Here is a 19,765-nt window from a genome sequence, read left to right as displayed (position 1 = left end):
AGATACTTATTCACAAGTAAATTATATGGTCGCTTGGGTGCCTTATTACACAGAAGAATATTAAGACTTATTGTGGAATTACAGATATTAAAAAACCCGCTAATAGATTAGCGGGTTTTGTTTTGTTATGCTTTCGCGAAAGCGTAATTAATAAGAACTATGAAACAGCAGCTTTAATCTGTTTAATTGCATCCTTTATGTTGTCTACACTAGCTGCATAAGATATACGTATGCAGTCTGGATTTCCAAATGCTTCACCAGTAACCGTCGCAACATTTGCCGCTTCAAGTAAGTAGAGTGAAAAATCTGAAGCGTTTTCTATTTTTGTTCCACCTAGCGTTTTTCCAAAGTAGTAAGAGATATTTGGGAATACATAAAATGCACCTTCTGGTTCGTTACATTTAAAACCTTCAATATTATTTAGTAAGTCTAATATCAAAGTTCGACGACTTTTAAACTCGTCTATCATGTATTGTACTTTGCTTACTGGAGCTTCTAGAGCTGTTATCACCGCACGTTGAGCGATACAGTTTGTACCACTAGTAATCTGTCCTTGCATTTTATTACAAGCGCGAGCTATATATTCTGGTCCGCCTATGTAACCTACACGCCATCCCGTCATTGCAAAAGCTTTTGACACACCGTTTACAGTAACTGTACGATCGTACATGTCTGGAAACTGAGCCATACTAGCGTGCTCACCTACATAGTTGATGTGCTCATATATCTCATCGCTTACAACGATGATGTTTGGATACTTAACAAGAACGTCTGCTAGTGCACGTAATTCTTCTTTACTGTAAATAGATCCAGAAGGGTTGCAAGGAGAGCTATACCAAAGCATCTTAGTCTTAGGAGTAATAGCTGCCTCAAGCTGCTCAGGAGTCATTTTGAAATTAGTATCTATAGAAGTTGGTACTTCAACAGGCACACCTTCTGCTATTTTCACAATATCTGAGTAGCTTACCCAGTAAGGGCATGGTAGTATTACCTCGTCACCTGGATCAAGACATACTAATGCAATATTAGCAAGTGATTGTTTTGCTCCAGTAGAAACTACAATTTGCGGTAGTTTATAATCGAGCTTGTTGTCTCTTTTAAATTTTGTGATGATTGCCTCTTTTAACTCTACATAACCATCTACAGGAGTGTATGAGTTATAGTTGTCATTTATTGCCTGTATTGCGGCATCCTTTATAAAGTCTGGAGTATTGAAATCTGGTTCTCCTAGGCTTAAACCTATGATATCTTTTCCTTCTGCTCTTAATTCTCTTGCTTTGGCAGCCATTGCTAGTGTTGCAGAGGTAGCCATTTCTGTTACACGGGTAGATAGTTTATTCATACTAGGAGATTATATATTATGTTGATATAAGTTTTGTACTGCAAGTTAACAAAAAGTGCCAAATCCTTAAGAGATTTGGCACTTGATATTTTCTGAAAAATTACGCTTGTTTTATGCAGTAATCGCAGGTTTCATTCCCATGTTTTTTAGGTGGTTGAAGTGAGCAACAAGCGCCTTTCTTGTTGTTTCATACTCATGATAAGGAAGGTTGAACTCATTTGCTGTTTCTCTTACAATCTTACTAATCTTTGTATAATGTACGTGACTAATGTGAGGGAAGATGTGGTGTTCTACCTGGTGGTTTAAACCTCCAGAAAACCAGTTCATGATTTTATTTTTAGTAGAAAAATTTACTGTAGTAAATAATTGGTGTATCGCCCAAGTATTTTTCATGGTTCCTGTTTCATCAGGTAATGGCATGTGAGCATCTTCAACCATGTGTGCAAGTTGGAAAATCACACTTAAAATTACTCCAGCTACGTAGTGCATAATAAAGAATCCTATTAGAATTTTCCACCATGCAAGATCCATCACAATCATCGGGATCACAATCCACATACCTAGATAAATCGATTTAGTGATAAGAAGTGTGCTCCATTGTCTCGCAGGACTTTGTAGTTTTCCATAAGATAGTTTGCGCTTCATGTAGCGTTTCATTTGGAAAAAATCTGTAGTAAGTGCCCAGTTAAAAGTAAGAAGTCCATATAAAAACACAGAGTAGTACTGCTGGAATTTATGAGCCCAGTGCCATTTTCCATGTTTTGAAAAACGTAATACGCGTCCAGCTTCCATATCTTCATCGTGGCCGTGTATATTAGTATAAGTGTGGTGAAGTACATTGTGCTGTACTTGCCAGTTGTACACATTACCAGCTAGTATATAGATGCTACTACCCATTAATTTATTAACCCATTTTTTACTAGAAAATGAACCGTGATTTCCATCATGCATAACATTCATACCTATTCCAGCCATTCCTACACCCATTACAACAGTAAGAAGTAATTGCAGCCACGTAGGCATATCAAGAGTTAAGAATAAGAAATAAGGTACTAAGTATATAGCAAACATGATAATCGCCTTGAGGTACAATTTCCAGTTACCTGTGCGTTTGATGTCGTTTTCTTTAAAATAAGAATTTACACGTTTATTCAGCGTTCTGAAGAATTTTGCTGAGTCCGTGCGCGAAAATTTAATTGTATTTTCCATAATGTTGTAATTACTCTAACATAGCGCACTTTAATTCAAGATATTGCACTGTGTGTAGCGTTTTTCTCTCGCTTTCGCGAAAAAGTATTTCTTTTATAATAGCCTTGTAAAAGTAATACTTAATCCCGCTCACAGCTATGAACCTGCGTTAAAATAATAGGGAGTAAAATGGTACTTTTACAGTCCTAATATACTACTAATGGATATCATATTAAAATACTTTCCTGATCTCACCGAAACTCAAATCGAGCAATTCTCAAAATTGAAGGATCTATACCACGACTGGAATCTTAAAATCAATGTTGTGAGCCGTAAGGATATTGATGAAATATACTTACGTCATGTACTACACTCACTGGGCATTGCAAAGGTACAGCGATTTAACCCTGGAAGTAAAATTCTTGACGTGGGTACTGGAGGAGGATTTCCAGGAGTACCACTAGCGATACTACACCCAGAGGTGAATTTTCACCTAGTAGATAGCATTGGTAAAAAAATCAAAGTAGTAAATGAGGTTGTAGAGGGCCTTGGTATTACAAATGTAAAGACAACAAACGATCGCGTTGAGACCGTAAAGGATCAATATGACTTTGTAGTTTCTCGCGCAGTAGCCCAAATGGAAACATTTGTACACTGGGTAAAAGGTAGAGTTGCCAAAAAGTCTACTCACGAACTCAAGAATGGAATTCTTTACTTAAAAGGTGGCGATCTTACAGAAGAGCTTCAAAAGTATACGACTACCACCATCTATGAACTTCCTTCATTTTTTGAAGAAGAGTTTTTTGAAACTAAAAAGGTAGTACACTTACCTGTGAAGTTTAAGGGGTAAAACTTTTATAGTCATATATTTAATTCCAAAGTTTATAGTAAGAATACTTATTATAGACTTTGGAATTTTTTATTTAAAAACTTTTTTAAATACACGAGGCAACCTTTTATAAAGAGCTTGCGTCTTTATAGATAGAAATCCATCAATCAAGTATGAAAGTCATACAGTTTAATAACGAGAAACAGCTTATTAAAAAAGCTATAAAAGGCAATAGAGATGCTCAACGAGCGCTCTATGAGCAGCACGCGCCTAAGATGCTAAGTGTGTGTCGTTATTATATAAAGGATGTACATCAGGCAGAGGAGGCCATGTGTAATGGTTTTCTTAAAGTATTTACAAAGCTGGATAGTTTTAAAAATGCAGGGAGCTTTGAGGGATGGATACGCAGGATTATGGTAAGGGAAAGCATTTCTTACTTACGTGCGATAAAGAAGTTGTACTTCACAGAAGATGGTGAGATTGAAAGCAACGATGCTATAAGTAATATCCAGACAGATCTCGAGGTGGCACACATCCAGAGTTTAATAGATGATCTGCCAGAGGGATACCGTGTAGTTTTTATAATGTATGCTATAGAGGGATACAAACACAAGGAGATAGCGACTACACTAGGAATAAGTGAGAGCACCTCAAAAAGTCAGTTGTTCAAGGCAAGGAAGCAATTGCAAGCAAAACTTGAAGAAGAATTAATTAATAATGGGACCAATGAAGTTAGAAGATAATTTTAAAGAAAAGTTGGAAGGTCGCCGTATAGCACCTACCGCATCTGCTTGGGATCGTATAGAGGGTAAACTTGAGACGGAGCAGGGTAAAAAGAAAAATGGCATGGTGTTCTGGCTTGCTATTGCAGCTAGTTTTATTGCAGGTGTTTTTCTTACAGCTATCATTTTTGGAGGTGATACTGATGGAATAGAAAATCAAATAGTACAAACGCCAGAAACTATTAATAATACCATCGATAAAGAAGATGCAAGTAATATTAATTTAAGGAACACTGAGAACATACAGGTGGTGGAGGTTGTAAAAAAAGATGCTGCAGCAGAGGTGGAGAAGGATGAAGTTACGCTTTCGCGAAAGCGTGATGCGAAGCAAAAAACTAATACTGAAGCTACCAAAACCTATCGCAATAATTATAAGCCAACAGCCACAGTTGCTCCAACTAAAAATAATGCCGTAGCTAAGGTAGATAAGGATAATGACGGAATCGTAAGTGATAAGTCACTTAATAAGGCTTATGTGTCTCAAGAAAATAATGGCGTAACATTCTTTGATGCAAGTGACCATTCTGTAACGGATGATGAGGTGGATATGCTACTTAAAAATGCACAAACTGAAATAAAGCGACAGAAAATCTATGAAGCACAAACTCCAGTGGTAAATGCAAACGAATTACTGCTAGATGTAGAGGCAGAGGTTGATCCAGACTCTTTTAAAGATAGAATGTTCCGCACGCTCAAAAAAGAATTTAATAGAGCTGTAGAAGCAGTTGCAAATAAAGATAATTAAGAAAATTCATCAATAACGCGCCATCATCGAGCGCATAAAACACAAACAATTATGAAGTCAATTATTAAAATTGCCCTTGTGGCAACAGTGGCCATCATTGCCCAAAATGTACAAGCACAAGAGGTTGAGGAGGTCAAGAAAGAAGTCTCTGAGGATATCGTGAGCCAAGTGTCGGCTCTAGAAAAAAGAAAAGAGCAATTAACAGAAAACTGGAAACAAACACTTAAAAGACGTATTGAATATATAAATGCGCAACAAGAGAAGCTAGATCTAAGCGCTGCTGAAGTAGAGGAGAGAAAAAAAGAAGCAGCAGAAGAAATAGCACTTAATATAGAAAATGAGTTAGCAATTATTGATAATCAAATAGAATTAGTGAAGCGTACTGGACACATGAATCCCTATTATGGAACTTCGGTTGAGATAGGATTAGGAGGTGTTGATCGAGATGGTAATAGAGTATTAGGAGTTGCTGTAAATAGAAATAAACCTGGAGTAACAAATTATGACAGACGCACCTATGGGGAAACCGTTTTTGCAATGGGTCTTAATAATGCGATAAGTGATGATGCAGATATAGGTGATGACTTTTCTATAGGTAAATCTACGTTTGTGGAGTTGGGTTACGCTTGGAAAACGAGAGTTTTTAAAAATTCTGGAGCACTACAGTTTAAGTACGGACTCTCTTTACAAAGCAATTTCTTATCTATTAAAGACAACAGAACTTTAGAAAGCCTAGAAGGAGGAAATACTTTTCAAGAATTTCCATTTGATCTTAAAAAGGCAAAAATCAGAGTGACAAACCTTGTGGTGCCGTTGCATTTTGAATTTGGAGGATGGAAGAAAGAACAGAAGGAAGATTATGTGCGTTACAGAACGGGTGGCAAATTTAGAATGGGAATAGGTGGATATGCAGGGGTGCGCTTAGGAACTCAGCAAAAATTAAAATACAAAGAAAACGGAGACCGTATAAAGACGAAGTCACGTCAAGACTACGACGGTGATAACCTAGTTTACGGACTGTCAAGTTACATAAGAGTAACTGGAGACCTTAGCTTGTATGCTAAGTACGATTTGAGTTCGGCGTTTAAAACGGTAGAGCTAGGAGAGGTAAATAATATTTCTCTTGGATTGCGATTAGACTTATAGGTTAGTTGTTACGCTTTCGCGAAAGCGTGATTAAAAAGAGAATAGCTCAGATATTTAAATGTCTGGGCTATTTCTATTTGAGAGTGATTCAATTTTTTATCAACGATGAGGTATGTTATATTGAAAACTGTTGTAATTTAAAGTACTTTTGCAAGCTGCCATTGGCACTTCTTAATTAACACGCTGTACTGCCTTGATATCCAAAGAAACCATAGATAAAGTTTTTGAAACTGCTCGTGTAGAGGAGGTGATAGGCGATTTTGTAGTTCTTAAAAAGTCGGGGTCAAACTTTAAAGGGCTCTCTCCATTTTCTGACGAGCGTACGCCTAGTTTTATGGTGAGTCCTGTGAAGCAAATTTGGAAAGATTTCTCAACAGGAAAAGGAGGCTCTGCTGTTTCATTTTTAATGGAGCATGAGCATTTTAGCTATCCAGAAGCCATAAAGTACCTTGCCAAAAAGTACAATATTGAGATAGAGGAAACAGAGCGCACAGACGAGCAAAAGGAGGCTGCAAATGAGCGTGAGAGTATGTATCTCGTGAGTGAGTATGCTCGTGATTACTTCCATAAAACGATGCTCAACTCTGAGCAGGGTAAAGCCATAGGTCTTTCATATTTTAAAGAGCGTGGGTTTACTGCGGCGACTATTGAAAAATTTGAGTTAGGTTATAATCCTGATCAATGGGATGCTTTTACAAGTGAGGCCATACGTCAAGGATACAAACTAGATTACTTAGAAAAAACCGGACTATCCATTGTAAAGGAGGAGAAACAATTTGACCGATTTAAAGGTCGAGTAATGTTTCCTATACACTCTATGAGTGGTCGTGTGCTTGGTTTTGGAGGTAGAATACTAGATAGTAGTAAGAAAGCTGCAAAGTATCTTAACTCTCCAGAAAGTGATATATATCACAAGAGTAAAGTGCTTTATGGTATCTATTATGCAAAGCAATCTATAGCAAAGGAAGATAACTGTTACCTAGTAGAAGGCTATACGGATGTAATCCAGATGGTACAGTCTGGTATAGAGAATGTGGTTTCTTCTTCTGGAACAGCGCTTACTCCAGAGCAAATACGATTAGTAAATCGTTTGACAAAAAATATTACGGTTCTCTTTGACGGTGATGCCGCAGGACAGCGAGCTGCACTAAGAGGAATCGATTTGATTCTTGAGCAGGGAATGAACGTAAAGGTGTGTTCTTTTCCAGAGGGTGAGGACCCAGATTCTTTTTCGCGAAAGCATAGTAAAGAAGAAATCGTCGCGTTCTTTGATGAAAATGCAAAAGACTTTATACAGTACAAAGCAAATCTGCTTGTAAAAGAGGCAGCTGGTGATCCTATTAAAAAGGCAGATACTGTACGCGATATGGTGGAGAGTATTTCAAAAATACCTGATGCTATAAAGCAAGAAATATATGTGCAAGAGTGTGCACGTATCATGGAGGTTTCTGAAACAGTTCTTTATAATACGCTTGCTCAAATACTCAAAAAAGATAAAAAGGAAACTGTAAAACAAGATCGAGGTAATCAATCACCACCACCAGAATACATGTCTGTGGTGCCAGATGAGATGCCTAATGCTGTTGAGAAGGTTAATGTGCTATATGAACTTGAGCGTAAGCTTATAGAGTCTTTACTTTTATATGGCCAGGTAGAGGAGGATTTTGAAGATCTTGTTCTTAAAGAAAATGAGGATGGTAGTCTTGAGCTAGAGCCTATCATTCATAAGGCGAGAGTTTTTGAGAAGATTTATCTTGATCTTCAAGATGATGAGGTGGAATTTACAAATGACCTCTTCAAGGTGCTCTATGGTAAAATAGTGGCACAAATGAATTTGGATAATAATTTCCAGGTTCAGAACTTTATCAACGAGCTAGCTCCAGAGGAAGCTAGTGAGATATCTAATATTATTCTCAATGATGAGAAGTATGAGCTTCACCGCTGGGATACACGAGAGGTTTATGTGCGTAAGAAAGATACTTCTGTCGGGCAGTTTGTTACGGAAACAGTATTGAGTCTTAGAAAATATCTTATTACAGAAAAGATAAAAGAGTTGATGAATCAAACCAAGGATAGTACAGACAATAAAGAAATCATAAAAGATATTCTTGATTATCAATCTCTCAATACATTGCTAGGTAATAAACTAGGACGAGTACTCTCAGTCTAAACGTGACTGCTCTGTAATAATCTTGCATGCTTTATAAGCTCTGCAACGTTTTGTGCTTCTAGTTTTTTAAGGAGTCTCATTTTATAAGTACTTACTGTCTTCTCGTTAATGTCTAGCTCTGCTGCAATTTCCTTATTGCGCTTTCCATTAGATAATAAGTTTAATACTTCTATCTCTCTACTAGATAGTTTTTTATACTTAAATGCTAGTCCTTGTGTTGCGTTACCATCACTTACGAGTCTCTGGCTAAGCGCTTCATTAAGGTAGATTCCTCCTCGCTGTACTTGGTTTATGGCATTAAGCACGCGCTGTATAGAAGCGGTCTTTGCTACATAACCAGAAGCACCATATTTTATAGCGCTTAAAGCATACATCTCTTCTGGATGACAACTTAATACTAGTATCTTAATGTGAGGAAATTCTCTTTTTATAGCCTTTAGTGCAGTAATGCTATTGAGGTTGGGGATGTCTATCTCGAGAATGAGGATGTCAATCTCTGTTGTAGTCAGGGTGTTAAGTAGGTCATTACCATCGTTAACATGTCCTATAACTTCATAGTTCCCTTCCGCGAGAAGTATGGAAGTAATTCCTTTACGCGTTATTGGGTGGTGGTCTGCTATTAAAACTTTGTTCATTAGTTATTTTGTTTAACAAGTAATGAAACAAGTGATTGAGGGGTAGTACTTGTTTGTTTGCACTGCAAAGTACGCTCAATTGTTTATAGTTTTAACCTTTTTGATGATTTATTCGTTCAAATACCTACTTTTTTAGGTTAACGGGGATATTGCAGACCGGTATAGGGTTCATTTTGTGCAAATTGGCAGTGTTTAATTTCTTATAAAGATCAAAAACTCGTCGTTGTTCTGTAGTGAAAGCTTCAACAGTTTTGTTATTATCACCACTCTTAAGTAACTCATCTTGATGCATTGCCCATTCAAGTTGGTCATAAGTTGCGCCTATTTGATCTTCATCCGTACGATCATCTCCCCATAAGCCATCGGTTGGAGCTGCGTTCTGTATACTTTCTGGAACGCCAACTGCTGCTGCAAGTTCAAAAACTTCAGATTTCATAAGGTCTGCAATAGGGCTGAGGTCAACGCCGCCATCACCATACTTAGTGTAGAATCCTACGCCAAAGTCTTCTACTTTATTACCTGTACCAGCAACGAGGTATTTATGAAGACCCGCAAAATAATATAAGGTACTCATGCGAAGTCTAGCTCTTGTGTTTGCTAGGCTTAGGTTGAGCTGCTCGCTGTCTTCTGCAGTTGGGACTGCGCTTTTCAATTGTTCAAAGGTTTCTGTAAGGTTCACCTCTAAGCTCGAGACATTTGCAAAACGCTTTTTGAGCTGGTTGATATGCTCCTTAGCACGAGTTACCTGGCGCTCATCTTGATGTATAGGCATTTCTACACAGAGAACACGTAGTCCAGTTTTTGCACAAAGTGTTGAGGTAAGTGCACTATCAATACCGCCACTTATACCTATTACAAAGCCAGTCATTCGGGCGTTTGTTGCATATTCTTTAAGCCAGTTTACAATGTGGTCTACTACTTTATCGGTTTGCATAGGTTGCTCTGTTTTGAAGTGCTTTAAATTGGTACTTTTGTATCCTTAAATGTATGAAATATACACTTTAAGAAAAGGACTCGTTTTTCTTGAATATAAAGATACAAACTCTATGAATAAAATACTTATAATTCTGTCATTGCTGGTATGCCTTACTAGTTGTACAGAAGACACAAAGACTCCACCAGAAATCAAAGCAATGTCTGTAGATATGAAGGTGAGAAGATTTGATCAACTGTTTGCAGCTGCTTCAAAGGAAGATCTAGCGCCACTAAAAGCAGAGTTTCCGTATTTGTTTTCAAAAAAATTTCCTGATGAGTACTGGGCACAACGTTTTACAGATACTATACAGCTAGAAATTAACGAGGAGATTGCAAAAGTCTTTCCGGATTTTGAGAGTGAAAAAGCTTCTATAGAAGATCTTTTTCGTCATATTAAGTACTACTTCCCAGAAACTACAGTTCCTAAGATTGTAACCTTAACTACAGAGGTAGATTATAGAAATAAAGTGGTACTAGCAGATAGCCTCTTGTTAATAGGATTAGATACGTACTTAGGTGCAGACCATCATTTTTATGTAGGTATTCCAAAATTTCAAAGCAAGAATTTTAGAAAAGAGCAGATGCCAGTAGATATAGCAGCTGCATTTGCAAAAACTAAAGCTAATAGATTACGTCAAAAGGATTTCCTTTCTGAGATCATACATGAAGGTAAAAAGTTATACCTCATGCAGCTATTGCTTAGTGAGACACCTGCACATGAAATATTAGGTTATACACCTGAGGAGTTATTGTTTGCACAAGAGAATGAAAAAAATATGTGGGAGTTCTTTATAAAAAACGAACTGTTGTATAGTACAGATAGAAAGCTTTTAAGTCGTTTTATAAATCCAGCACCTTTCTCAAAATTCTATCTTTCCTTTGATAATGAGACGCCTGGTCGAGTGGGGAGATATATAGGTCATGAGATTGTAAAATCATATATGGATAACAACGATGTGTCGCTTAAAGTCTTATTGAATCAAGATGCAACTATTATCTTTGCAAACGCAAAATACAAACCCTAAGGAATGGCTAAGAAAGAAAAATCTGAAATTAAAATAGCAATCGAACTTGATGAGAATCGTGTTCCAGAAAGTATGGCTTGGACCGCACGTGATGGTGGAGTAGCAAACGAGGAAGCAAAAGCAATGCTTCTTTCTTTGTGGGATCCTAATCAAAAGGAGACTGTGCGTATTGATTTATGGACAAAAGATATGCCTGTAGATGAGATGCAGCAATTTTTCCATCAAGTACTTGTGGGTATGACAGAGTCTTTTCGTCGTGCTACAAATGATGAGAAAATGGCAGATACTATGAAAGATTTTGCAGATTATTTTGCAGAACACCTTGACCTTGAAGATAAAAAGTAAGCTTCACAAACTATTGTTTGTGTACAACGCAAACTCTGGCGCAATAAACGCCCTTTTAGACGCAGCTCATAAAGTGGTGCGTCCGCAAACCTATCAATGTGCACTCTGTGAGATTACTCATGGAGTGTTTAAGGAAAAGGAGGAATGGTTACGCTTTCGCGAAAGCGTACATACTCCATTAGAATTTCTTCACAAGGATGAGTTTTTAAAAGCTTATAAATCTAAGTGGTTGCCTAAGTATGAATTTCCCTTGGTGCTAGCGGTTACAGAAGCTGGTCTGGAGGTTGTAATAAGTGCAGATACATTTGCTGGTATTGCATCTTCTCAAGAACTTATTGAGCAAGTCAAAAAAATTATAGAATCCTATTAGTTGACCTAGTTATTAGTAGCCCGGCTTTAGGTTTTCATTGAGGTCTTCTATGTAGCCTAAAATTTCATCTTGACCATCACCATGAGATGCGCTGCTCACAAAGTATTTAGGAAATTCCCACCATACGCCATCAAGCATAATCTTTTTGTAGACTTCTATATTACGTTCTAGTGCTTGTGGACGTAGCTTATCTGCTTTGGTAAAAATGATAGAAAATGGAATCTCTTTTTCGCCTAAATATTCCATAAACTCCATGTCTATTTTTTGAGGCTCGTGACGACAATCTACAAGCACAAAGGCAGAGATCATTTGCTCGCGTTGCTCAAAGTAATCTGTGATGAATTTTTGGAAGTATTTTTTATCTTTCTTAGATACACGAGCATATCCGTAACCAGGTAAATCTACGAGGTGCCAGTTTTCGTTAATCAAGAAGTGATTAATAAGCTGTGTCTTACCAGGTCTCCCAGATGTTTTTGCCAGACTCTTACGGTTAGTAAGCATATTAATAAGCGAAGACTTTCCTACATTAGAGCGACCTATAAAGGCGTATTCTGGGATGCGAGTATTTGGACACTTTGTGACTTCGGAGTTACTTACTACAAAAGAGGCAGACTTGATTTTCATATCGCAAAAATAGTAATGTAATCGTTTAATAAAGAATATGGAGCACATTATATGCTCAAAGACTCAAGAATGAGTGTGAGTTCTTATGTGTGCTTGTCGTCGCTGAGGGTTATTAAAATGCTCTCTCCTTAAGCCACTTTAATAGAATATCGTTAAACTCTGTTGGTTTTTCCATCATAGCTGCATGACCACATTCCTCTATCCAAAACAGATCTGAGTCTGGAAGTAGTTTATTAAAATCTTCTGCAACCTCCGGTGGTGTAACACCATCTTGACGTCCCCAGATAATACAAGTAGGAGTATTCATGTCTGGAAGGTCTTGTGCCATATTATGACGTATTGCGCTTTTTGCTATAGCAAGCGTCTTAAGTAATTTGTTGCGATCGTTTACTGTATCATATACTTCGTCTACTATTTCCTTAGTAGCACACTCTGGATTATAAAATACTCCTTGTGCCTTCTTTTTGATGTACTCATAATCTCCACGCTTAGGGTAGCTTTCTCCCATTGCGCTTTCATAAAGTCCAGAGCTGCCTGTAATTACAAGAGCCTTTACTTTTTCTGGAGACATTTTTGTGTGATACAGTCCCACATGACCACCCATAGAATTACCTAGAAGAATTACTTCTTCATAGCCTTTCATTTCAATGAATTCGTCAAGATATTTTGCAAACGATTTCACCCCTGTTTTGATAAGAGGCATCGTGTATACTGGAAGTTCAGGAATTACCACTTTATACCCATTTTCCGAGAAATGAGAAGTCACTGCATCAAAATTACTCAAGCCTCCCATTAAACCATGTAGAATGATAATTGGTGTCCCTTCGCCTTTTTCTAGATAAGTAAATTTCCCTTCGGTAATTAAGTCGTGTTTCATAAAAGTGGTTAGTAATCGGTACAAGCAAATATAGTTATTTCGGTTTTGATTAGTTGCTCTTTTTTTACAATGGTCTTAATGCATGATACTGAGCATTTTTAAGGTTATAACAAGTTGTTTTGGTGCGCTTTCGCGAAAGCAAAAAAAAGAAAATTAAGCTCAAAATAGAAAAAAATAAAAAATTCTACTCATCAACATATTGTTAACAAGTGGAGGAAGGTGGTATAACTTATCAACAAAGTGGTAGAATGTGGTAAAAAGTGGTAATATTTGCGCTATATTTGAGTTAATACATAAAAACTAACCTATCTCGAGTGATTAACCTCATTGGAACATACGAATGTAAAATAGACGCTAAGGGCCGACTCATGTTGCCTCAAGCGTTTAAAAAGCAGCTGGCTCCTATCCTTCAGGATGGTTTTGTGCTTAAGCGCGCTGTGTTTCAAAAATGTCTTGAGTTATATCCTATTGCAGAGTGGAACACGCTAAGTGCAAAGGTGAATAAGCTTAATCGTTTTAATAAGAAAAATGATGAGTTTATACGTCGTTTCAATGCAGGTGTTAAGCCAGTAGAAGTTGATGGGACGGGAAGAGTTTTAGTGTCGAAAGATTTAGGAAATTTTGCAAAACTTGAGAAGTCGATTGTGGTAAATGCTGCTTTCAATATTCTGGAGATTTGGGATAAGGATTTATACGAAAAAGCCATTGATGAGGCAGCAGTAGATTTTGCAGATCTTGCTGAGGAAGTGATGGGAGATAGCGATATACCAGATGGATTATCATAACCCAGTATTATTAAAAGAGACCGTAGATGGTCTCAATATCAAGCCAGATGGCGTCTATGTAGATGTCACCTTTGGTGGTGGTGGTCATTCTCGTGAGATTTTGAGTAGACTAGGTCCTGAGGGGAAACTTTATGGTTTTGATCAAGATGTAGATGCTCAAGAGAATATTATTGAGGATGAGCGATTCACGCTTATTCCAGAAAACTTTAGATACATCAAGCGATTTATGCGCTTTCATGGTGTGAAAAAAGTAGATGGAATTCTTGGTGATTTTGGGGTGAGTTCGCATCAATTTGACGTTGCAGAGCGTGGTTTTTCTACTCGTTTTGAGAGTGATCTCGATATGAGAATGAATCAAAAAGATACTTTATCTGCTTATAACGTGATCAATGATTATGAGGAGGAAGATTTAAGGCAGGTGTTCTGGCAGTACGGAGAACTTCGTAATGCGCCTAAGCTTGCTAGCACTATTGTGCAAGAGCGCAATAGTCAGTTTATAAAAACAAGCGAGCATCTTAAAAAAGTGTTAGCTCCATTTTTGCCTAAGCATAGAGAGCATAAAATACTCGCTCAGATTTATCAAGCGATTCGCATTGAAGTAAATCAAGAGATTGAAGTGCTTAAGGAGTTTTTAATGCAAACAGAGCAATTACTTGATACAGGTGGGAGAATAAGCTTGATAAGCTATCACTCGCTTGAAGATCGTCTCGTGAAGAGGTACATAAGAAGTGGGATGTTTGAAGGTGAGCCGGAGAAAGATATGTATGGAAATTTTGAAGTTCCTTTTAAGAAAGTAGGGAAGCTCATTATTCCAGACAATAAAGAGATAAAATTAAACAACAGAGCACGTAGTGCAAAGTTGAGAATCGCTGAAAAACTTTAAGGGACACAGTGAGCAAGTTTAATAATATACTCAAGGGTAAATTTCTAGTAGACGAGGATGCCTTTAAAAACTGGAGGATGATCATCTTTATTTCTGTACTAGCATTAATCATGATTGCTAGTTCGCACAGAGCAGATGAGAAGGTCTATGAGATTGCAAGGTTAAAAGAAGAAGTAGCCGAGCTGAGAAGTGAAGCGGTAGACAGCCGAGTAAATCTCTGGAAGTTAAAAACAAATAGTAGTGTGGCAAGAGCGCTAGAAGCAAGAGGAATTAAACCTTCTAATGTGCCGCCAAAAAAGATAAAAGTAACAACAAAAGAAACAGATTAATAACGTGGCAACCACAGAGAAGCACATATTAAACCGCCTTTATTTCGTCGCTGGATGTATGTTCCTCCTAGCGATCATAATTGCATACAAGCTTATCGCGATTCAGGTGTTTCAGGGTGCTAAGTATCGTGAGCTTGCAACTACTAGCACAGAGAAGATGGTGACCATCCCAGCTACTCGTGGTAATCTTTATGCAGAAGATGGGAGTCTTCTTGCTACTTCACAAATCAAGTACGATATACGATGGGACGCAGTAGCGCCATCTAAGGAAAATTTCAACGAGAATATAGTTGGTCTTTCTAAGGGTCTTTCTGGTGTTTTAGGTAAGCCTCAATCTTATTATGAGAATAGACTGCGTAAAGCGCGTAATACAAAAAATCGCTACCTGTTTATTGCTAGAAAACTGGGCTACGCAGAGTATGTGAAGATTAAGTCTCTACCATTATTTAATAAAGGCCAATTCAGAGGTGGAATAATTATCGAGGAGCATACAGAGCGTGAGCATCCACTAGAGAAAATGGCAGAGCGTACCGTAGGGTATGAACGTCAAGATGATAGTGGCTACTACACACGCGTAGGTCTTGAGGGAGCATATGGATATTACTTACGCGGTAAGGAAGGACGTCGTCTTAAGCAAAAGATTGCAAAAGGAGAATGGAAGCCTCTTGGTGTAGGTAATGTGATTGAGCCACGAGATGGTTATGATGTAATCTCAACCATAGATGTAAACATTCAAGATGTAGCGCACAATGCATTACTAGCGAGTTTGCAAAAATATCAAGCAGACCACGGATGCGTGGTCGTTATGGAGACAAAAACTGGAGAGATTAAAGCAATCTCAAATCTAGGTAGAACTCCTGAAGGTAAATATTATGAGCGTCTTAACTATGCAGTAGGCGAGGCGCACGAGCCAGGTTCTACATTTAAGTTGATGTCTATGGTAGCGGCACTTGAGGATAAAGTAATAGACTCAAGTACAGTTTTTGACACAGAAAATGGACGTGTAAAATTTTATGATCGCACCGCGATAGATTCTAAGCGTGGAGGTTATGGTAAGATAACAGCAGCAAAGGCTTTTGAGCTGAGTAGTAATACGGCTTTCGCCAAAATGATAAACGATAACTACGCGTCAGAACCAGAAAAGTTTGTAAAACGACTTTTTAATATGGGGCTTAACGATCAATTAGGACTTGAAATTAAAGGAGAAGGAAAGCCGAACTTTCCTTATCCAGGCGATAAAAACTGGTACGGAACCACACTTCCATGGATGGCTTTTGGTTACGGAATAGAGTTAACGCCATTACAGACGCTTACCTTTTATAATGCGATAGCAAATAATGGGGAGATGGTAAAACCTCGCTTTATTAAAGAGGTAAAGGAATGGGATCAAACCATTGAGACTTTTGATAAAGAAGTAATCAATTCTCGTATCGCTTCTCAGGCTACTATTAACGTAGTAAAGGAGATGATGAAAAAAACTGTAGAGCGTGGGACAGCGAGAAATATTTATAGCGAAGAGTTTTCAATGGCTGGAAAGACGGGTACTTGCCAGACAGAATATTGGATAGAAGCAGGGAGATATATCTCTTCATTTGCAGGTTATTTTCCAGCAGATGAGCCTAAGTATTCTTGTATTGTAGTGGTAAACAAACCTAAAAAGTCTCTCGGATTTTATGGGAATATTGTTGCAGCACCTGTATTTAAAGAGATTGCCCAAAAGATTTATACAGACACTCCAGTAATTGATGAGGTGAAGTTGCCTACAGGTAATTCAAAGGTTATTGAGGGAGATTATCAGAAGTACTATGCAAATGTGAATAAAGCACATAGCAAGATGCCTAATGTAAAAGGAATGCCAGGGATGGATGCAATTGCATTGTTAGAAAACCTGGGGTTAAAAGTAAATTTTCGCGGAAGCGGAAAAGTAAAAAGTCAGTCTATAAAAGCTGGTGATAAATTAGAGAAGAATAAAACGATCACGCTACAATTATCTTGATACTACTTAAAGACATATTATATAAAGTAACGCTAGAAACTGTGGTGGGTAACACTGCCGTGGCAATTACTAATGTTCATTTTGACTCGCGCAAAGTGTCACTTAATGACGTGTTTGTTGCAGTGCGTGGTACGCAAAGTGATGGTCATGATTACATAGCAAAAGCTGTAAATCAAGGTGCACTAGCGATTATTTGTGAGGAACTTCCAGAGCAAATCGTAAACGGAATAACATACGTTAAGGTTGCAGATACTTCTAGTGCGCTGGCTACAATAGCTTCTAATTTCTATGGAAATCCTTCGGCTAACTTAAAGCTTATAGGTATTACGGGAACTAATGGTAAGACGACTATCGCTAGTTTGTTATACCAACTGTTTCAAAAAGCAGGTTATAAAACAGGATTGCTTTCTACGGTGAAGATTTTAGTAGATAAGACTGAGTATAAAGCGACGCATACTACTCCAGATAGTTTAACAATAAACAAATATCTGGCAGAGATGTCTGAGGCAGGTGTGGAGTATTGTTTTATGGAGGTGAGTTCACATGGGATTCATCAAAAGCGTACAGAAGGCTTGCGTTTTGAGGGAGGAATTTTTACAAACCTATCTCACGATCACCTTGATTACCATGACACCTTTGCAGAATATAGGGACGTAAAAAAGAAATTTTTTGACGAGTTACCTAAAGCTGCTTTTGCACTTGTAAACACAGATGACAAGAACGGAGCTGTGATGGTGCAAAATACTAAGGCAAAGAAAGTAACCTACGCCTTAAAGTCATATGCGGATTATAAAGCGCAGATTTTAGAAAACCAATTGTCTGGATTATTACTTAAAATTCAAGATCAAGAAGTTTGGGTAAAGCTTATAGGGTCATTTAATGCTTATAATTTACTAGCAATTTTTGCAACTGCAGAGCTTTTGGGGCTTGATCAAATAGAGGCGCTTAAGCTCCTAAGTGAGTTAGAAAGCGTGTCAGGTCGATTTCAGTATTTTATTTCTGAAGGTAATGTGACGGCAATTGTAGATTATGCACACACCCCAGATGCACTTAAAAATGTGCTAGAGACTATAAATGATATCCGTACTAAAAATGAGCAGCTCATTACGGTGGTAGGAGCTGGTGGAGATAGAGATACTACAAAGCGTCCTAAAATGGGGCATATTGCAAGTGCGCTGAGTACAAAGACGATTATCACAAGTGATAATCCGCGCTCAGAAAAGCCAGAAACAATTATTGAGCAAGTAGAAGCAGGTGTTGAGCCTATCAATTACAAAAAGATTTTATCTATCACAGATAGAAAGCAAGCTATAAAAACAGCTTGCCAACTTGCAAATCCTGGAGATATAATTCTAATCGCGGGTAAAGGTCATGAGACTTACCAAGAGATAATGGGAGAGCGATTTGATTTTGACGATTATAAAATAGTACAAGAAACCCTTAAACAACTTAACAAGTAATGCTGTATCATCTTTTTCAATGGTTAGACGACGCTTATAACTTGCCTGGAGCAGGGTTGTTTCAGTTCAGTACGTTTCGTGCTGCGCTTGCTGTATTAATATCGTTAGGACTTTCTACTATTTATGGAGAGCGCATTATTAAGCTCTTGCAGCGCAAGCAAATGGGAGAGCAAATACGCGATTTAGGTTTGGAAGGTCAGGCAGAGAAAGCAGGTACTCCTACTATGGGAGGTCTTATTATTATAGGTGCTACGTTGATCCCTGTATTGCTATTGGGTGACTTGCAAAACATATATATCCTCCTTCTTATCGTTACAACAGTATGGATGGGCATCATAGGCTTCTTAGATGATTATAAGAAGAAAATGCAAAAAAATAAGGACGGACTTGCTGGGAAGTATAAGGTAATAGGTCAAGTAGGGTTAGGAATTATCGTGGGAGCAACAATGTTTTTTCATAGTGATATCACTATCCGTGAAGAAATCAAGCAAACTGCTGGTACAGAAAAAGTAGAAATTACTACTGTAAGAGGAGATGCGAAATTTGATGAAGCGCATAAAAGTTTAAAAACTACCATACCATTTGTCAAGGATAACGAGCTCAATTACGAAACAATCCTCACAAGTATAAACGAAGATTGGAAAGGATATGCGTGGATCATATTTATACCTATTGTGATTTTTATAATAACGGCGGTTTCTAATGGTGCAAACCTCACTGATGGTATTGACGGCCTGGCAGCAGGAACAAGTGCGATTATTGTACTCACTCTCGGAATTTTTGCATTTATATCTGGTAACATCATTTTTAGTGATTACCTCAATGTGATGTACATCCCAGGTACTGGTGAGATGCTCATATTTATTGCTGCATTTGTAGGAGCGCTTATTGGATTCTTATGGTACAATGCTTATCCAGCGCAAGTTTTTATGGGAGACACAGGTAGTCTTACTATAGGAGGAATTATTGCTGTGCTTGCTATTGCAACTAGAAAAGAATGGCTCATCCCAATACTATGCGGAATTTTCTTAATGGAGAATCTTTCGGTGGTGTTGCAAGTGGGATATTTTAAATACACAAAGAAGAAATTTGGTGAAGGTAGACGCATCTTTTTGATGTCTCCATTACATCACCATTATCAAAAGAAAGGCATACATGAGAGTAAGATAGTTTCCCGCTTTTGGATTGTAGGGATTTTATTGGCAGTGCTTTCTATTATAACATTAAAAATTAGATAATACGCTTTCGCGAAAGCATAA

General features: G+C 37.8%; 20 protein-coding genes. 14 read left to right on the top strand and 6 right to left on the bottom strand.

Annotated elements, in window-relative coordinates; translation table 11 throughout:
• Nucleotides 1–157: 157 nt before the first annotated feature.
• The gene (locus tag SJY37_RS01295) at nt 158–1,342 is read right to left on the bottom strand and encodes a pyridoxal phosphate-dependent aminotransferase (protein ID WP_298328808.1); all 1,185 of its coding nucleotides are present in this window, start codon (nt 1,340–1,342) and stop codon (nt 158–160) included.
• A gap of 111 nt (nt 1,343–1,453) precedes the next feature.
• Complete coding sequence (locus SJY37_RS01290; RefSeq protein WP_108876857.1) at nt 1,454–2,551, bottom strand: acyl-CoA desaturase; 1,098 nt, start codon at nt 2,549–2,551, stop codon at nt 1,454–1,456.
• Nucleotides 2,552–2,750: 199 nt separating this feature from the next.
• Here SJY37_RS01290 and rsmG point away from each other — a divergent pair, with 199 nt between their 5' ends.
• From rsmG to dnaG, 5 genes are all read left to right on the top strand, one after another.
• On the top strand, nt 2,751–3,380 hold the full coding sequence (rsmG, locus tag SJY37_RS01285) for a 16S rRNA (guanine(527)-N(7))-methyltransferase RsmG (RefSeq protein WP_298328804.1): 630 nt from the start codon (nt 2,751–2,753) through the stop codon (nt 3,378–3,380).
• Between the two features lie 152 nt (nt 3,381–3,532).
• Nucleotides 3,533–4,102 (top strand): RNA polymerase sigma factor, encoded by a 570-nt coding sequence (locus tag SJY37_RS01280; protein ID WP_298328801.1) that lies wholly within the window; start codon nt 3,533–3,535, stop codon nt 4,100–4,102.
• Complete coding sequence (locus tag SJY37_RS01275; RefSeq protein ID WP_298328798.1) at nt 4,086–4,886, top strand: hypothetical protein; 801 nt, start codon at nt 4,086–4,088, stop codon at nt 4,884–4,886. Before SJY37_RS01280 ends, SJY37_RS01275 begins: the two co-directional genes overlap by 17 nt.
• A 51-nt stretch (nt 4,887–4,937) precedes the next feature.
• Nucleotides 4,938–6,032 carry a hypothetical protein gene (locus SJY37_RS01270; RefSeq protein ID WP_298328795.1) on the top strand — a complete coding sequence of 365 codons (1,095 nt, stop codon included), beginning with the start codon at nt 4,938–4,940 and terminating at the stop codon, nt 6,030–6,032.
• Between the two features lie 193 nt (nt 6,033–6,225).
• Nucleotides 6,226–8,202, top strand: coding sequence for a DNA primase (gene dnaG, locus SJY37_RS01265; protein WP_298328792.1), 1,977 nt, complete (start codon nt 6,226–6,228; stop codon nt 8,200–8,202).
• Here the strand turns inward: dnaG and SJY37_RS01260 are convergent.
• Together SJY37_RS01260 and nadE are read right to left on the bottom strand one after the other, a co-directional pair.
• A complete protein-coding gene (locus SJY37_RS01260; protein WP_013751366.1) occupies nt 8,199–8,837 on the bottom strand; it encodes a response regulator transcription factor in 639 nt (212 codons plus the stop codon). The genes dnaG and SJY37_RS01260 overlap by 4 nt on opposite strands.
• Before the next feature lie 124 nt (nt 8,838–8,961).
• The gene (gene nadE / locus SJY37_RS01255; RefSeq protein ID WP_013751367.1) at nt 8,962–9,771 is read right to left on the bottom strand and encodes an NAD(+) synthase; all 810 of its coding nucleotides are present in this window, start codon (nt 9,769–9,771) and stop codon (nt 8,962–8,964) included.
• 112 nt (nt 9,772–9,883) lie between these two features.
• Here nadE and gldB point away from each other — a divergent pair, with 112 nt between their 5' ends.
• Genes gldB through SJY37_RS01240 form a run of 3 tightly spaced genes read left to right on the top strand, consistent with a single transcriptional unit; the run spans nt 9,884 to nt 11,552 of the window.
• On the top strand, nt 9,884–10,837 hold the full coding sequence (gene gldB / locus SJY37_RS01250) for a gliding motility lipoprotein GldB (protein WP_379952706.1): 954 nt from the start codon (nt 9,884–9,886) through the stop codon (nt 10,835–10,837).
• A gap of 3 nt (nt 10,838–10,840) precedes the next feature.
• The gene (gene gldC / locus SJY37_RS01245; protein WP_013751369.1) at nt 10,841–11,182 is read left to right on the top strand and encodes a gliding motility protein GldC; all 342 of its coding nucleotides are present in this window, start codon (nt 10,841–10,843) and stop codon (nt 11,180–11,182) included.
• Nucleotides 11,183–11,201: 19 nt separating this feature from the next.
• Nucleotides 11,202–11,552, top strand: a complete 351-nt coding sequence (locus SJY37_RS01240) for a GTPase (protein WP_379952705.1) — start codon at nt 11,202–11,204, stop codon at nt 11,550–11,552.
• Nucleotides 11,553–11,564: 12 nt separating this feature from the next.
• Here SJY37_RS01240 and yihA read toward each other — a convergent pair whose 3' ends face one another.
• Nucleotides 11,565–12,176 (bottom strand): ribosome biogenesis GTP-binding protein YihA/YsxC, encoded by a 612-nt coding sequence (yihA, locus tag SJY37_RS01235; RefSeq protein ID WP_013751371.1) that lies wholly within the window; start codon nt 12,174–12,176, stop codon nt 11,565–11,567.
• 112 nt (nt 12,177–12,288) lie between these two features.
• The gene (locus tag SJY37_RS01230) at nt 12,289–13,053 is read right to left on the bottom strand and encodes an alpha/beta fold hydrolase (RefSeq protein ID WP_298328773.1); all 765 of its coding nucleotides are present in this window, start codon (nt 13,051–13,053) and stop codon (nt 12,289–12,291) included.
• A gap of 314 nt (nt 13,054–13,367) precedes the next feature.
• Here SJY37_RS01230 and mraZ point away from each other — a divergent pair, with 314 nt between their 5' ends.
• The 6 genes from mraZ to mraY are packed head-to-tail and all read left to right on the top strand — an operon-like array spanning nt 13,368 to nt 19,744.
• Nucleotides 13,368–13,838 carry a division/cell wall cluster transcriptional repressor MraZ gene (mraZ, locus tag SJY37_RS01225; protein ID WP_298328768.1) on the top strand — a complete coding sequence of 157 codons (471 nt, stop codon included), beginning with the start codon at nt 13,368–13,370 and terminating at the stop codon, nt 13,836–13,838.
• A complete protein-coding gene (gene rsmH / locus SJY37_RS01220; protein WP_379952704.1) occupies nt 13,825–14,721 on the top strand; it encodes a 16S rRNA (cytosine(1402)-N(4))-methyltransferase RsmH in 897 nt (298 codons plus the stop codon). Before mraZ ends, rsmH begins: the two co-directional genes overlap by 14 nt.
• 8 nt (nt 14,722–14,729) lie before the next feature.
• Nucleotides 14,730–15,050 carry an FtsL-like putative cell division protein gene (locus SJY37_RS01215; RefSeq protein ID WP_013751375.1) on the top strand — a complete coding sequence of 107 codons (321 nt, stop codon included), beginning with the start codon at nt 14,730–14,732 and terminating at the stop codon, nt 15,048–15,050.
• Nucleotides 15,051–15,108: 58 nt separating this feature from the next.
• Nucleotides 15,109–17,046: a penicillin-binding protein gene (locus SJY37_RS01210; RefSeq protein WP_379952703.1), complete on the top strand. Its 1,938-nt coding sequence runs from the start codon at nt 15,109–15,111 to the stop codon at nt 17,044–17,046.
• Nucleotides 17,043–18,506 (top strand): UDP-N-acetylmuramoyl-L-alanyl-D-glutamate--2,6-diaminopimelate ligase, encoded by a 1,464-nt coding sequence (locus SJY37_RS01205; protein WP_298328752.1) that lies wholly within the window; start codon nt 17,043–17,045, stop codon nt 18,504–18,506. The genes SJY37_RS01210 and SJY37_RS01205 overlap by 4 nt, the downstream gene beginning before the upstream one ends.
• A complete protein-coding gene (mraY, locus tag SJY37_RS01200; protein ID WP_298328748.1) occupies nt 18,506–19,744 on the top strand; it encodes a phospho-N-acetylmuramoyl-pentapeptide-transferase in 1,239 nt (412 codons plus the stop codon). Before SJY37_RS01205 ends, mraY begins: the two co-directional genes overlap by 1 nt.
• Nucleotides 19,745–19,765: the final 21 nt, after the last annotated feature.

This window comes from Dokdonia sp. R78006 (genome assembly GCF_042466145.1).
GTDB lineage: Bacteria > Bacteroidota > Bacteroidia > Flavobacteriales > Flavobacteriaceae > Dokdonia.
Note: the sequence above shows the minus strand (reverse complement) of the source record. Positions and strands in the feature narration are given on the sequence as shown.

What these genes read in the sequence shown, in the direction of transcription:
- SJY37_RS01210 (WP_379952703.1), top strand. Translation starts at nt 15,109, where the DNA reads ATGTTCCTCCTAGCGATCATAATTGCATACAAGCTTATCGCGATTCAG.
- SJY37_RS01280 (WP_298328801.1), top strand. Translation starts at nt 3,533, where the DNA reads ATGAAAGTCATACAGTTTAATAACGAGAAACAGCTTATTAAAAAAGCT.
- SJY37_RS01270 (WP_298328795.1), top strand. Translation starts at nt 4,938, where the DNA reads ATGAAGTCAATTATTAAAATTGCCCTTGTGGCAACAGTGGCCATCATT.
- yihA (WP_013751371.1), bottom strand. Translation starts at nt 12,176, where the DNA reads ATGAAAATCAAGTCTGCCTCTTTTGTAGTAAGTAACTCCGAAGTCACA.
- rsmG (WP_298328804.1), top strand. Translation starts at nt 2,751, where the DNA reads ATGGATATCATATTAAAATACTTTCCTGATCTCACCGAAACTCAAATC.
- gldC (WP_013751369.1), top strand. Translation starts at nt 10,841, where the DNA reads ATGGCTAAGAAAGAAAAATCTGAAATTAAAATAGCAATCGAACTTGAT.
- rsmH (WP_379952704.1), top strand. Translation starts at nt 13,825, where the DNA reads ATGGATTATCATAACCCAGTATTATTAAAAGAGACCGTAGATGGTCTC.
- SJY37_RS01260 (WP_013751366.1), bottom strand. Translation starts at nt 8,837, where the DNA reads ATGAACAAAGTTTTAATAGCAGACCACCACCCAATAACGCGTAAAGGA.
- SJY37_RS01290 (WP_108876857.1), bottom strand. Translation starts at nt 2,551, where the DNA reads ATGGAAAATACAATTAAATTTTCGCGCACGGACTCAGCAAAATTCTTC.
- gldB (WP_379952706.1), top strand. Translation starts at nt 9,884, where the DNA reads ATGAATAAAATACTTATAATTCTGTCATTGCTGGTATGCCTTACTAGT.
- SJY37_RS01295 (WP_298328808.1), bottom strand. Translation starts at nt 1,342, where the DNA reads ATGAATAAACTATCTACCCGTGTAACAGAAATGGCTACCTCTGCAACA.
- nadE (WP_013751367.1), bottom strand. Translation starts at nt 9,771, where the DNA reads ATGCAAACCGATAAAGTAGTAGACCACATTGTAAACTGGCTTAAAGAA.
- SJY37_RS01275 (WP_298328798.1), top strand. Translation starts at nt 4,086, where the DNA reads ATGAAGTTAGAAGATAATTTTAAAGAAAAGTTGGAAGGTCGCCGTATA.
- mraY (WP_298328748.1), top strand. Translation starts at nt 18,506, where the DNA reads ATGCTGTATCATCTTTTTCAATGGTTAGACGACGCTTATAACTTGCCT.
- SJY37_RS01230 (WP_298328773.1), bottom strand. Translation starts at nt 13,053, where the DNA reads ATGAAACACGACTTAATTACCGAAGGGAAATTTACTTATCTAGAAAAA.